The sequence below is a fragment of the Enterobacter cloacae complex sp. AR_0002 genome, from assembly GCF_001922365.1.
Lineage (GTDB): Bacteria > Pseudomonadota > Gammaproteobacteria > Enterobacterales > Enterobacteriaceae > Enterobacter > Enterobacter hormaechei_C.
In genome coordinates, this window is the sequence record NZ_CP018814.1 from 4,770,464 (window position 1) to 4,783,641 (window position 13,178).

A 13,178-nucleotide genomic window follows, 5' to 3' on the forward strand; every position below is an offset into this window, starting at 1 on the left:
TTCCAATAGAAACTGGCAAAAAGAGACGTTCGGCGCTGACCGCTATTGATGCGGTCTAGCAAATACGGGGTAACGGTTCAGCGTGCGGCAGATCCAGCGTGCGCTTCACGCCGTAAAGCCCGGTCAGGCGCACCCCTTTGCGCTCAACCACGTCGCCGATGATGGCCGCGTCTTTCCCTAATGGATGCGCGCGCAGCTGTGCAAGTACGGCTTCCGCCGCCGTGCGTTCCACGCCGATCACCAGCTTGCCTTCGTTGGCAAAGTTAAGCGGGTCTAGCCCTAATAGCTCGCATAGCCCGCGCACGGCGCCTTTGACAGGCAGGCCGCGCTCGGTCAGCTCAATTCCGCAGCCGCTGCTTGCGGCAAATTCGTGCACCACGGCATTCACGCCGCCTCGCGTGGCGTCGCGCAGGGCTTTTACGCCCGGCATGTCGCGCAGCGTCTGGATCAGCGGCGTGAGTACCGCGCAGTCACTGCGCAGTTCCCCGTCCAGCCCCAGGCCTTCGCGCAGGTTCAGGATGGTTGCCCCGTGGCAGCCCAGCGTGCCGCTGACAATCAGCACGTCGCCTGCGCAAAGCTGTTGAGCGCCCCAGTGAATATCGGCGGGGATCGCCCCCATCCCGGCGGTGTTGATAAAAAGCTTATCCGCCGCGCCGCGCTGCACCACCTTGGTATCCCCGGTGACGATGGCGATCCCCGCCTCGCGGGCGGTGTGCGCCATGCTGTTGACCACCGCCGTGAGCGTTTCCATCGGTAACCCTTCTTCGAGGATAAACCCGCAGGAGAGGTAGCGGGGGATCGCGCCGCTGACGGCGACGTCGTTTGCCGTGCCGCAGACGGCGAGCTTGCCGATATCGCCGCCCGGGAAGAACAGCGGGTCAATCACGTAGCTGTCGGTAGAGAACGCCAGCCTGTCACCGTGTGCGGTGAGGGTTGAGAGCGCAATGCGCGCCTGATCTTCCTGCTCGGCGAGCCAGGGATTGTTAAAGGCGTCCATAAACAGCCGGTTAATCAGCTGCTGCATCGCCTGTCCACCGCTTCCGTGCGCCATTTCCACCGTGTTCATGCTTCACACTCCTGGTTGCGATAGTGATACCACGCGGCGCATGCCCCTTCTGAAGAGACCATCAGCGCGCCAAACGCGGTTTGCGGGTTACAGGCGTTGCCAAATAACGGGCAGTGATAAGGTTTGCATTTTCCGGTGAGTACGTCGCCACAGCGGGCGCGGGGATCGTCGCACACCTGCTGCGGCTGCGGTCGGAAATGCGCTTCGGCGTCGAAGGCGCGATACGCGGGCGTCAGGTGTACGCCGGATTCGGCAATCAGCCCCAGTCCGCGCCACTCGCTGTCGCCTTCGACGCTAAACACGTCGGCTATTGCCTGCTGTGCCCGTCTGTTACCTGCATCGGGCACCACGCGGCGATACTGATTTTCCACCGCACTCAGGGCCGCTATTTTCTGCTCAACCAGCATGGTCACGCCTTGCAGTAGATCAAGTGGCTCGAAACCAGCCACCACTAACGGACGATTGTACTGTTCAGCGATAAAACCGTAGGCTTCTGTGCCGATCACCATGCTGACGTGGCCCGGTGCCAGAAACGCGTCGATACCGTTATCTGGCGCTTCCAGCAGGCTGCGCAGCGTGGGAATAAGCGTGATGTGCTGGCAGAAAAAGTAAAAGTTTGTGACGTTGCGGGCTTTCGCCTGCTGGAGGGTAATGGCGGTGGCGGGCATGGTGGTTTCAAAACCCAGCCCGAAAAAGACGACCTTACGCTCAGGATTAGCCATCGCCAGCGTCAGGGCATCCATCGGTGAGTAGACGATCCGCACGTCCGCGCCGCGCGCCTTCGCCTGGAGCAGCGAGCCATTTTTTCCCGGTACACGCATGGCATCGCCAAAGGTGCAAAAAATCACACCGGGGCGGCTGGCGATGTCGAGACAGCTGTCGATGCGCCCCATCGGCAGCACGCACACCGGGCAGCCGGGGCCGTGGATAAATTCGATGTTCTCCGGCAGCAGCTGGTCGAGGCCAAATTTAAAGATGGCGTGGGTGTGTCCGCCGCACACCTCCATGATCCGCAGCGGTTTTTCTTTCGTGTAGTCCAGCAGCGACGCGCGGGACTTCAGGCGATCGATAAGCTGCAACACCTGCTCAGGCGCGCGATATTCATCAACGTAACGCATGTGTTATCGTTCCTCCCCATACAGCAGGGCGCCCACGTCCGGCTCGACGTCAAACATATTCTGTAGCGCGTCCAGCGTGTCGCGGGCTTCTTCCTCATTAATCACGCTCATGGCAAAACCTACGTGGACCAGCACCCACTGGCCGAGACGCGATGCACCGGTCTCATCGTGGCTGCCTACCAGCGTCAGGTCGACATCGCGCAGGATGCCGCATACCTCCACTTTAGCCTGATTGCCGTCGATGGAATGAATTTTTCCGGGGACGCCTATGCACATCGTTCGTTCTCCAGCCAGTTCAGCCAGGCGTCCATCCCGTCGCCGCGCGTGGCGGAAACCAGCAGGATCTCAATGTCCGGGTTCACTTCGCGGGCGTAAGCCAGGCACTTATCCACGTCGAAATTCAGGTACGGCAGCAGGTCGACTTTGTTCAGCAGCATGAGGGAGGCGGCGGCAAACATATGCGGATACTTCAGCGGCTTGTCTTCCCCTTCGGTCACGGAGAGTACCGCCACTTTATGCCGCTCGCCGAGGTCGAAGCTTGCCGGGCAGACCAGGTTGCCGACGTTTTCAATGAACAGGATGCCGTTGTTCGCCAGCGGCAGGCGCGGGGCGGCGTCGGCAATCATCTGCGCGTCCAGATGGCACCCTTTCCCGGTGTTGACCTGAATCGCAGGCGTACCGGTTTCGCGGATGCGCGCGGCGTCGTTTACCGTTTGCTGGTCACCTTCGATAACGGCGCAGGAGACACGTTTATTCAGCCGTTTGAGGGTTTCGGTCAGCAGCGTGGTTTTACCGGAGCCGGGGCTGGAGACCAGGTTCAGCACCAGCTGTTCGCGCGCGGCAAAGCGGGCGCGATTGCGGACGGCGAGCTGGTTGTTTTTATCCAGCACGTTAATCTCCACCTCCAGCATCTGGCGCTGGCTGATGCCCGGCGCGTGGGTGCCCGCTTCGCCGCGGCCGTAATGCAGGTCACCCGCGTCGGAACGCTGCGGCGCGAAGGTGATGCCGGTCAGTGCCGCCGCGGGACGCGGGGCAGGGGAAAAGGGCGCGGAGCGAAACGCGGAGTGGGGGCGGTGTTCATCCCCTTCGATATACAGGTTGCCTTCAGCGCAACCGCAGGTACTACACATACTTTACTCCTTCTCGATTTCGAGGCGTTGGATCTGCATACCGTCATCCGCCACGATGCGCAGCCCGCTGCTCTGGCACTGTGGACAGCGCTGTACCTTCGATGACAGCAGCGTGACGTACTCCTGACACTGTTCGCACCAGCACTCCGCCTGCTGCTCCTCGATATGCAGTGCGCAACCTTCCGCCAGCGTGCCGCGGCACACCAGCTCAAAACAGAAGGTGAGGGCGCTGGTCTCGACGCAGGAAAACGCCCCGACCTTCAGCCAGACGCCGGTCACGCGCTTCGCATGGTTCTGCACAGCCTGCTGTTCGATAAGTTCCAGTGCCCGCTGGCAGAGGGTGATTTCGTGCATGACGCCTCCTTAATGAATTGCCCCTTCAATGCAATAACAGTGCCAGCTTGATTTGCGTTACGGCGTGACGATGTCAACGCTGTCGAAATGACACGTCGACACCGCGGCGGTGACAGTACGTATCTTGTTAAAAGATATTTAAATCAACATATTAAAAACTGGCACGAAAACTGCTTAACAGCCGCTAACTCCATTAACCGGATACCTTTTATGACTATTTGGGAAATTAGCGAAAAAGCGGATTACATCGCGCAACGTCATCAGCAGCTTCAGGATCAGTGGCACCTCTACTGCAACTCTCTGATTCAGGGGATCACCCTGTCAAAAGCCCGTCTGCACCATGCCATGAGCTGCGCGGCGCAGGGGGACATGCGCTTTGTGTTGTTTGGTCACTTCACGATTTTTGTCACCCTGGCGGAGAGCTTCAACAGCCACACCATTGAGTATTACGTTGAGACAAAAGAGGGTGAAAAACAGTGTATTGCGAAAGCTCAACTGATGGCCGACGGCATGGTGGACGGTCACGTCAGCAACCGCGATCGCCAGCAGGTGCTGGAGCACTATCTGGAGAAAATAGCGCCGGTTTATAACGGCCTCTACGCCGCCGTTGAGCACGATCAGCCGATCAACCTGAAACAGCTGATCGACGGAAAATCCTCCGCGAACGTGGCCTGAAAAGCGAGTGTCGAGAAGTGTCGATAAGACAGTTTTTTTTCGTCAAAAATGACCATCACCAGAGGATGACCCGGTGAACCGTTTTGTAATTGCTGACTCGACGGTCTGTATTGGCTGTCGGACCTGTGAGGCGGCGTGCTCGGAAACGCACCGCCTGCACGGGCTACAGTCCATGCCGCGCCTGCGCGTCATGCGTAATGAGAAAGAGTCTGCCCCGCAGCTCTGTCACCACTGTGAAGACGCCCCGTGCGCGGGCGTTTGTCCTGTCAATGCCATCACCCGCGTTGACGGCGCGGTACAGCTGAACGAAAGCCTGTGCGTGAGCTGCAAGCTGTGCGGCATCGCCTGTCCGTTCGGCGCCATTGAGTTTTCCGGCAGCCGTCCGCTGCATATTCCGGCGAATGCCAATACCCCGAAAGCGCCGCCTGCGCCGCCGGCTCCGGCACGCGTGAGCACGCTGCTGGACTGGGTGCCGGGCATTCGCGCCGTTGCGGTGAAGTGCGACCTGTGCAGCTTCGATGAGCAGGGTCCGGCCTGCGTGCGGACCTGCCCGACCCGGGCGCTGGTCCTGGTCAACATCCGCGACATCGCTCGCACCAGCAAACGCAAGCGCGAGCTGACCATCAATACCGACGTCGGCGATCTTTCGCTGCTGCGGGCGCTTAACGAGGGGGCGAAATGAACGCGATAGTTATGATGACCAGCGGCGTGGCCTGGTTTGCCGCCGCCGCTGTCCTGGCGCTGCTCCTCGCCTTCCATAAAACGCTGAGCGGCGTGATTGCTGGTATCGGCGGGGCGGTCGGCAGCCTGATGACGCTGGCGGCGGGCGGGGTTGTCCTGATCGACGGGCAATCCGTCGACACCCTCATCCCGCTGATTCACCACGCCGTTGAGCTTACGCCGCTGAACGCCATCTGGCTGATAACCTTTGGCCTGTGCGGGCTGTTTATCAGCCTGTTTAATATCGACTGGCACCGCCATCAGCACACCAAAGCCAACGGCCTGCTGGTTAACCTGTTGATGGCCGCCGCGGTCTGTACCGTTGTCGCCAGCAACCTCGGCGCGCTGGTGGTGATGGCTGAAATCATGGCCCTGTGCGGCGTGTTCCTGACCGGATGCAGCGCCTCCGGCAAGCTGTGGTTTGCGCTCGGACGTCTCGGCACGCTGCTGCTGGCGCTGGCCTGCTGGCTGGTGTGGCAGCGTTTTGGCACGCTGGATTTCGCCGCGCTTAACGGCCAGCCGCTGGGCAACGACGTCTGGCTGTTGGGCGTAGTCGGTTTTGGCCTGCTGGCCGGGATAATCCCGCTGCACGGCTGGGTGCCGCAGGCGCATGCCAATGCCTCAGCCCCGGCCGCTGCGCTGTTCTCCACCGTGGTGATGAAGGTCGGTCTGTTCGGCATCCTGACGATAACCCTGACGGGCAATCAGCCGCCGCTGTGGTGGGGCGTGGCGTTGCTGATTGCGGGGATGATCACCGCGTTCGTCGGTGGCCTCTACGCGCTGATGGAGCACAACATCCAGCGTCTGCTGGCGTACCACACCCTGGAGAACATCGGGATTATCCTGCTCGGCATGGGCGCAGGCGTCACCGGGCTGGCGCTCAACCAGCCGGCGCTGATTGCCGCCGGGTTTATTGGCGGTCTGTATCACCTTATCAACCACAGCCTGTTTAAAAGCACCCTGTTCCTCGGCGCGGGCAGCGTCTGGTTCCGCACCGGGCACCGCGATATTGAGAAGCTCGGCGGGATTGGCAAAAAAATGCCCGTCATTTCGCTGGCGATGCTGGTCGGGCTGATGGCGATGGCTGCGCTGCCGCCGCTGAACGGCTTTGCCGGCGAGTGGGTGATTTATCAATCCTTCTTCGCCCTCGGCCAGAGCGAGGCGTTTATCGGGCGTTTACTCGGCCCGCTGCTGGCGGTGGGCCTGGCGATCACCGGGGCGCTGGCGGTGATGTGTATGGCTAAAGTTTACGGTGTCACCTTCCTGGGCGCGCCGCGCACCCGAGAAGCGGAAAACGCCTGCTGCGCCCCGGTACTGATGACCACCAGCGTGGTCGCGCTGGCGCTGTGCTGCATCGCGGGCGGGGTTGCCGCGCCGTGGCTGCTGCCGCTGCTGGGCCACGCTATTCCGCTGCCGCTGGTCACGGCGCATACCGTCGTTTCCCAGCCGATGATGGCGCTGCTGCTGATTGCCGCGCCGCTCCTGCCGTTCGTGCTGATGCTGTTCTTCAGACGCGACCGTCTCGCCTCCCGCTCGCGCGGCGCGGCGTGGGCCTGCGGCTACGAACACGAGCAGTCGATGGTCATCACCGCCCACGGTTTCGCCATGCCGGTGAAAGAGAACTTTGCCGCCGTGCTGAAGCTGCGCCACTGGCTGAACCCGGTGGGCTGGGTGCCGGGCTGGCAGGGGGCCGCCGTGCCCGTACTGTTCCGCCGCCTGGCGCTGATCGAGCTGGCGGTGCTGGTGGTGATTGTCATTTCACGAGGAGCCTGACATGAGTCTGTTACTGGCAATTCTTCAGGCGCTGGTGCTGTTCGCCGCCGCGCCGCTGCTGTCGGGCATCACGCGCGTGGCGCGCGCCCGGCTGCACAACCGTCGCGGACCTGGCGTGCTCCAGGAGTACCGCGATCTCTTCAAACTGCTCTCCCGTCAGAGCGTCGCGCCGGATGCCGCGGGCTGGGTGTTCCGCCTGACGCCGTTTGTGATGGTGGGCGTGATGCTGACCATCGCCACCGCGCTGCCGGTGGTGACGGTGGCGTCGCCGCTGCCGGTGCTGGGCGATCTGATTACGCTGATCTACCTCTTCGCCATCGCGCGTTTCTTCTTTGCGATTGCGGGCCTGGACACCGGCAGCCCGTTTACGGGTATCGGCGCCAGCCGCGAGGCGATGCTCGGCGTGCTGGTTGAGCCAATTCTGCTGCTGGGGCTGTGGGTCGCCGCGCAGGTTGCAGGCTCGACCCACATCAGTTTTATCACCGACACCGTTTACCACTGGCCGGTTTCACGTTCGCTCCCGCTGGTGCTGGCGCTCTGCGCCTGCGCGTTCGCCACGTTTATCGAGATGGGCAAGCTGCCGTTCGATCTCGCGGAAGCGGAGCAGGAATTACAGGAGGGGCCGCTCACCGAGTACAGCGGCTACGGCTTTGCGATGCTGAAGTGGGGCATCAGTCTCAAGCAGCTGGTGGTGTTGCAGATGTTCGTCGGCGTTTTCTTCCCGTGGGGGCAGATGACGCACTTCTCTGCGGGCGGCCTGCTGCTGGCCGTGGTGGTGGCTGTGCTCAAGCTGCTTATCGGCGTGCTGGTCATTGCCCTGTTTGAAAACAGCATGGCGCGCCTGCGTTTTGTCGAAACGTCACGCATTACCTGGGCTGGTTTTGGTTTTGCATTTTTAGCGTTCGTCTCCTTGCTGGTGGCGTGATTAAAGAGAGTGTTTATGTCTGAAGAAAAGAAAGGTCAGCAGTATCTCGCCGCGTTGCATCAGGCTTTCCCGGGCGTGGTGCTGGAGGAGTCCTGGCAAACCAAAGACCAGATCACCGTCACCATTAAGGTGAACTATCTGCCGGAAGTGGTGGAGTTTCTCTACTACCAGCAGGGCGGCTGGCTGTCGGTGTTGTTCGGTAACGACGAGCGCCAGCTGTGCGGCAGTTACGCGGTGTACTACGTGATGTCGATGGAGCAGGGCGAGAAGTGCTGGATCACCGTGCGCGTCGAGGTCGACCCGAATAAACCGGAATACCCGTCCGTCACGCCGCGCGTGCCTGCCGCCGTCTGGGGCGAGCGCGAAGTGCGCGACATGTACGGCCTGATGCCGGTTGGCCTGCCTGACGAGCGTCGCCTGGTGCTGCCGGACGACTGGCCGGATGAACTCTATCCGCTGCGCAAGGACAGCATGGACTACCGCCAGCGCCCGGCCCCAACCACCGACAGCGAAACCTACGAGTTCATCAACGAGCTGGGCAGCAAGAAGAATAACGTGGTGCCGATTGGCCCGCTGCACGTTACCTCTGACGAACCGGGCCACTTCCGCCTGTTCGTCGACGGCGAGAACATTATCGACGCCGACTACCGCCTGTTCTACGTCCACCGCGGCATGGAGAAGCTGGCGGAGACCCGCATGGGCTACAACGAAGTCACGTTTCTTTCTGACCGCGTGTGCGGCATCTGCGGCTTTGCCCACAGCACCGCCTACACCACCTCGGTGGAAAACGGCATGGGGATCGTGGTGCCGGAACGCGCGCAGATGATCCGCGCCATTCTGCTGGAGGTGGAGCGCCTGCACTCGCACCTGCTGAACCTCGGCCTGGCCTGCCATTTCGTCGGATTTGACTCCGGGTTTATGCAGTTCTTCCGCGTGCGCGAGGCGTCGATGAAGATGGCGGAGATCCTTACCGGGGCGCGTAAAACCTACGGCCTGAACCTGATCGGCGGGATCCGCCGCGACCTGCTGAAAGACGACATGATCCAGACCCGCCAGCTAGCGCAGCAGATGCGCCGGGACGTGCAGGAGCTGGTGGATATGCTGCTCAGCACGCCCAACATTGAGCAGCGCACCGTCGGGATTGGTCGTCTTGACCCGGAAATCGCCCGCGACTTCAGTAACGTTGGTCCGATGGTGCGCGCCAGCGGCCACGCCCGCGACACCCGCGCCGATCACCCGTTCGTCGGCTACGGCCTGCTGCCGATGACCGTGCACAGCGAGCAGGGCTGCGACGTCATTTCCCGTCTGAAGGTGCGCATCAACGAGGTGTTCACCGCGCTGAACATGATCGACTTTGGTCTGGACAACCTGCCGGGCGGCCCGCTGATGGTGGAAGGCTTCACCTACATTCCAAACCGCTTTGCCCTCGGCTTTGCCGAAGCGCCGCGCGGGGACGACATCCACTGGAGCATGACTGGCGACAACCAGAAGCTCTACCGCTGGCGCTGCCGTGCGGCGACCTACGCCAACTGGCCAACCCTGCGCTACATGCTGCGCGGCAACACGGTCTCTGACGCGCCGCTGATCATCGGCAGCCTCGACCCGTGTTACTCCTGCACCGACCGCATGACCGTCGTGGACGTGCGCAAGAAGAAAAGCCAGGTGGTGCCGTACAAAGAGCTTGAGCGCTACAGCATCGAACGTAAGAACTCGCCGCTGAAATAAGGATTCGCCATGTTTACCTTTATCAAAAAAGTGATCAAAACCGGCGCGCAGACCAGCAGTTATCCGCTGGAGCCGATCCCGGTTGATAAAAACTTTCGCGGCAAGCCGGAGCACAACCCGCAGCAGTGCATCGGCTGCGCGGCCTGCGTCAACGCCTGCCCGTCGAATGCCTTAACGGTGGAAACGGACCTGAAAACCGGCGAGCTGGCCTGGCAGTTTAACCTCGGGCGCTGTATCTTCTGCGGCCGCTGCGAGGAGGTCTGCCCGACGGTCGCCATTCGCCTGTCTCAGGAGTACGAGCTGGCGGTGTGGAAAAAAGAGGACTTCCTCCAGCAATCGCGCTTTGCGCTGTGCAACTGCCGCGTCTGCAAGCGTCCGTTCGCCGTGCAAAAAGAGATCGACTACGCCATCGCGCTGCTGAAGCACAACGGCGACGTCCGCGCGGAGCATCACCGTGAAAGCTTCGAAACCTGCCCGGAGTGCAAGCGTCAGAAATGCCTGCTGCCGTCTGACCGCATCGATTTAACCCGCCATATGAGAGAGGCCAGCTGATGGAAAACTTACTCGGCCCGCGCGACGCTAACGGCATTCCGGTGCCGCTGACGGTGGAGGAGTCCATCGCCAGCATGAAGGCGTCGCTGCTGAAAAAAATCAAACGCTCGGCCTACGTCTATCGCGTGGACTGCGGTGGCTGCAACGGCTGCGAGATTGAGATCTTCGCTACGCTGTCGCCGCTGTTTGACGCCGAGCGCTTCGGCATCAAGGTGGTGCCGTCCCCGCGCCACGCGGATATCCTGCTGTTCACCGGCGCGGTCACCCGCACGATGCGCTCGCCTGCGCTACGCGCCTGGCAGTCTGCACCGGATCCGAAAATCTGCATCTCCTACGGTGCCTGCGGCAACAGCGGCGGCATCTTCCACGATCTTTACTGCGTCTGGGGCGGTACCGACAAAATCGTGCCGGTGGACGTCTACATTCCGGGCTGCCCGCCGACGCCCGCCGCCACGCTGTACGGTTTTGCCATGGCGCTCGGCCTGCTGGAGCAGAAGATCCACGCCCGCGAGCCAGGCGAGCTGGACAACCAGCCAGCCACTATCCTGCACCCGGATATGGTGCAACCGCTGCGGGTGAAGATCGACCGCACGGCACGCAGGCTGGCGGGCTACCGCTACGGACGCCAGATTGCCGACGATTATCTGCGTCTGCTCAGCCAGGGCGACCATCAGGTAGCGCGCTGGCTGGAGGCCGAGAACGATCCGCGTCTCAATGAGATCGTGGCGAACCTGAACAACATTGTGGATGAGGCGCGTATCCGATGAGTGAAACGGTGGTGTTCAGCCAGCTGAGCCGTAAGTTTATTGATGAGAACGATGCCACGCCGGATGCGGCGCAGCAGGTGGTCTATTACAGCCTGGCGATTGGGCACCACCTCGGGGTGATCGACTGCCTGGAGGCGGCGTTAACCTGCCCGTGGCCGGAATACCTGGCGTGGATCGCCACGCTGGAGGAGGGCAGTACGGCGCGGCGCAAGATGGAGGGCGTGCCGAAGTATGGCGAGATCGTCATCGACGCCAACCACATTGCGATGCTCGCTAACGCCTTTGACGCGGCGCTGAGCGTACAAACCCCGGCGCAGCAGGCGTGGAGCAAAACGCTGCTCGGCATGCTGCACGATATTCATCAGGAGAGCGCCATCTACCTGATGGTGAGGAGATTACGTGACTGACGTTTTACTGTGTGTCGGCAACAGCATGATGGGCGACGACGGCGCGGGTCCGCTGCTGGCGGAACTGTGCGCCGCAAACCCGCCGGGCAACTGGGTGGTGATTGACGGCGGCAGCGCGCCGGAAAACGACGTGGTCGCCATCCGTGAACTGCATCCGGACAGGCTGTTAATCGTCGATGCCACCGATATGGGGCTTAACCCCGGCGAGATCCGCCTGATTGACCCGGACGACATCGCCGAGATGTTTATGATGACCACCCACAATATGCCGCTGAACTACCTGGTGGATCAGATCAAAGACGACGTGGGCGAGGTGCTGTTTTTGGGCATTCAGCCGGATATTGTCGGGTTTTATTACCCGATGACGCCGCCGGTGAAAGAGGCGGTGGAGGGGGTGTATTCACGGCTTGCCGGGTGGGTTGGAGATGGAGGTTTTTCTCCGCTCTGAGCAGTGCCGGGTGGCGGCTTCGCCTTACCCGGCCTACCAAACCCATCTCCCTCTCCCTGTGGGAGAGGGCTGGAGTGAGGGCAACAGGCTACTCGAGATCCCCCCCGTTACTCGCAATCACCTTCTTATACCATCCGAACGATTTCTTGCGTTTCCGTTCCAGCGTGCCGTTCCCGGCGTCGTCGCGGTCGACGTAGACAAATCCATAGCGCTTGCTCATCTCCCCGGTTGAGGCCGAGACCAGGTCGATGCAGCCCCAGGTGGTGTAGCCCAGCAGCGGAACGCCGTCCTCAATCGCGTCGCCCATCGCGCGGATGTGCTCGCGCAGGTAGCTGATGCGGTAGTCGTCGTTGATCTCGCCGTTTTCATCAATGACGTCCTTCGCCCCGAGGCCGTTTTCCACCAGGAACAGCGGCTTCTGGTAGCGGTCGTACATCATGTTCATGGTGATGCGCAGGCCGAGCGGGTCGATGCCCCAGCCCCACTCGCTCACCTGAATGTGTGGGTTACGCAGGGACTTCACGATGTTCGCCGCGCTGGTGTTGCCCGCGTTCATGTCCGCCGACGCGCAGCGCGAGGCGTAATAGCTGAACGAGACAAAGTCGACGGTGTTTTTCAGCAGTTCATCGTCGCCCGGGTCTTTGACAATCACCACGCCTTTCTCGCGGAACACGCGGGCGGAGTAGGCCGGATAGCTGCCGCGCGCCTGCACGTCGATAAAGAACAGGTTCTCGCGGTCTTTCTCCAGCGCCATCCACACGTCTTCCGGCTTGCAGGACCAGGGGTAAAAATTGCCGCCCGCCAGCATGCAGCCGACCTGGTTTTCCGGGTTTACCTCGTGGGCAATTTTGGTCGCCAGCGCGCTCGCCACCAGCTCGTGGTGCGCAGCCTGGTATTTCACCTGATCTTCGTTTTCACCTTCCTCAAACACCAGCCCCGCGCCGGAGAACGGGCTGTGCAGCATGATGTTGATTTCGTTGAAGGTCAGCCAGTATTTCACCAGCCCGTTAAATTCTTCAAAGCAGGTGCGGGCGTAGCGGGCGAAGAAATCCACCATCTTACGGTTGCGCCAGGAGCCGTACTCCGTCACCAGGTGCATCGGCACGTCGAAATGGCAGAGCGTGACCAGCGGCTCGATGTTGTACTTTTTACACTCCTCGAACACCGCGCGGTAGAAGGCAATGCCTTCCTGATTCGGCAGCGGTTCGTCGCCGTTCGGGTAGAGGCGGCTCCAGGCAATCGAGGTGCGGAACACCGTAAAGCCCATCTCCGCCATCAGGGCGATGTCTTCTTTGTAGCGATGGTAAAAATCAATCGCCTCGTGGCTCGGGTAGAATTCGTCGTCCCGCAACGAAAACCGTTTTTCCTTGCCGACTTTTACCGCCAGGCGGTTTGCGCCGTGGGGGATCATATCGACCGTCGTCAGTCCTTTGCCGCCTTCACGGTAAGCCCCTTCACTCTGGTTGGCGGCAAGCGCGCCGCCCCATAAAAATCCTTGTGGAAAAACAGACATTCTTA

15 protein-coding genes are annotated in these 13,178 nt (G+C 61.3%); 9 read left to right on the plus strand and 6 right to left on the minus strand.

The genetic code is table 11. The features are described 5' to 3' along the window. Nucleotides 1–55: 55 nt before the first annotated feature. Genes hypE through hypA form a run of 5 tightly spaced genes read right to left on the minus strand, consistent with a single transcriptional unit; the run spans nucleotide 56 to nucleotide 3,668 of the window. The gene (hypE, locus tag AM329_RS23690; RefSeq protein WP_003862131.1) at nucleotides 56–1,066 is read right to left on the minus strand and encodes a hydrogenase expression/formation protein HypE; all 1,011 of its coding nucleotides are present in this window, start codon (nucleotides 1,064–1,066) and stop codon (nucleotides 56–58) included. Continuing rightward, nucleotides 1,063–2,184, minus strand: coding sequence for a hydrogenase formation protein HypD (gene hypD, locus AM329_RS23695; RefSeq protein WP_032610032.1), 1,122 nt, complete (start codon nucleotides 2,182–2,184; stop codon nucleotides 1,063–1,065). Before hypD ends, hypE begins: the two co-directional genes overlap by 4 nt. A gap of 3 nt (nucleotides 2,185–2,187) precedes the next feature. Next, the gene (locus AM329_RS23700; RefSeq protein ID WP_022649170.1) at nucleotides 2,188–2,460 is read right to left on the minus strand and encodes a HypC/HybG/HupF family hydrogenase formation chaperone; all 273 of its coding nucleotides are present in this window, start codon (nucleotides 2,458–2,460) and stop codon (nucleotides 2,188–2,190) included. Further along, nucleotides 2,451–3,314, minus strand: a complete 864-nt coding sequence (hypB, locus tag AM329_RS23705) for a hydrogenase nickel incorporation protein HypB (protein WP_023323665.1) — start codon at nucleotides 3,312–3,314, stop codon at nucleotides 2,451–2,453. Before hypB ends, AM329_RS23700 begins: the two co-directional genes overlap by 10 nt. A 3-nt stretch (nucleotides 3,315–3,317) precedes the next feature. Beyond that, complete coding sequence (hypA, locus tag AM329_RS23710; protein WP_022651745.1) at nucleotides 3,318–3,668, minus strand: hydrogenase maturation nickel metallochaperone HypA; 351 nt, start codon at nucleotides 3,666–3,668, stop codon at nucleotides 3,318–3,320. 210 nt (nucleotides 3,669–3,878) lie between these two features. On the opposite strand from hypA, the gene hycA reads away from it, so the two are divergent. The 9 genes from hycA to hycI all read left to right on the plus strand — a co-directional run bounded on the left by hycA (nucleotide 3,879) and on the right by hycI (nucleotide 11,660). Then, nucleotides 3,879–4,343, plus strand: coding sequence for a formate hydrogenlyase regulator HycA (gene hycA, locus AM329_RS23720; RefSeq protein ID WP_022651744.1), 465 nt, complete (start codon nucleotides 3,879–3,881; stop codon nucleotides 4,341–4,343). Between the two features lie 73 nt (nucleotides 4,344–4,416). Next, nucleotides 4,417–5,025: a 4Fe-4S dicluster domain-containing protein gene (locus tag AM329_RS23725; RefSeq protein ID WP_017692772.1), complete on the plus strand. Its 609-nt coding sequence runs from the start codon at nucleotides 4,417–4,419 to the stop codon at nucleotides 5,023–5,025. Continuing rightward, nucleotides 5,022–6,836: a formate hydrogenlyase subunit 3 gene (hycC, locus tag AM329_RS23730; protein ID WP_032610030.1), complete on the plus strand. Its 1,815-nt coding sequence runs from the start codon at nucleotides 5,022–5,024 to the stop codon at nucleotides 6,834–6,836. Before AM329_RS23725 ends, hycC begins: the two co-directional genes overlap by 4 nt. A 1-nt stretch (nucleotide 6,837) precedes the next feature. Next, complete coding sequence (locus AM329_RS23735; protein WP_032610029.1) at nucleotides 6,838–7,761, plus strand: respiratory chain complex I subunit 1 family protein; 924 nt, start codon at nucleotides 6,838–6,840, stop codon at nucleotides 7,759–7,761. Between the two features lie 15 nt (nucleotides 7,762–7,776). Next, complete coding sequence (gene hycE / locus AM329_RS23740) at nucleotides 7,777–9,486, plus strand: formate hydrogenlyase subunit HycE (protein WP_032610027.1); 1,710 nt, start codon at nucleotides 7,777–7,779, stop codon at nucleotides 9,484–9,486. A 9-nt stretch (nucleotides 9,487–9,495) separates the two neighbouring features. Further along, the gene (locus AM329_RS23745) at nucleotides 9,496–10,038 is read left to right on the plus strand and encodes a formate hydrogenlyase complex iron-sulfur subunit (RefSeq protein ID WP_003862138.1); all 543 of its coding nucleotides are present in this window, start codon (nucleotides 9,496–9,498) and stop codon (nucleotides 10,036–10,038) included. Further along, entirely contained in the window at nucleotides 10,038–10,805 is a 768-nt protein-coding gene (locus AM329_RS23750; RefSeq protein ID WP_032610025.1) for an NADH-quinone oxidoreductase subunit B family protein, read from the plus strand. Before AM329_RS23745 ends, AM329_RS23750 begins: the two co-directional genes overlap by 1 nt. Continuing rightward, nucleotides 10,802–11,212, plus strand: a complete 411-nt coding sequence (locus tag AM329_RS23755; protein WP_003862143.1) for a formate hydrogenlyase maturation HycH family protein — start codon at nucleotides 10,802–10,804, stop codon at nucleotides 11,210–11,212. The genes AM329_RS23750 and AM329_RS23755 overlap by 4 nt, the downstream gene beginning before the upstream one ends. Next, nucleotides 11,205–11,660, plus strand: a complete 456-nt coding sequence (gene hycI / locus AM329_RS23760) for a hydrogenase maturation peptidase HycI (RefSeq protein WP_003862145.1) — start codon at nucleotides 11,205–11,207, stop codon at nucleotides 11,658–11,660. The genes AM329_RS23755 and hycI overlap by 8 nt, the downstream gene beginning before the upstream one ends. 88 nt (nucleotides 11,661–11,748) lie before the next feature. On the opposite strand, the gene AM329_RS23765 is transcribed toward hycI, so the two are convergent. Beyond that, nucleotides 11,749–13,173, minus strand: coding sequence for a 6-phospho-beta-glucosidase (locus AM329_RS23765; protein WP_032610023.1), 1,425 nt, complete (start codon nucleotides 13,171–13,173; stop codon nucleotides 11,749–11,751). Between the last annotated feature and the right edge of the window lie 5 nt (nucleotides 13,174–13,178).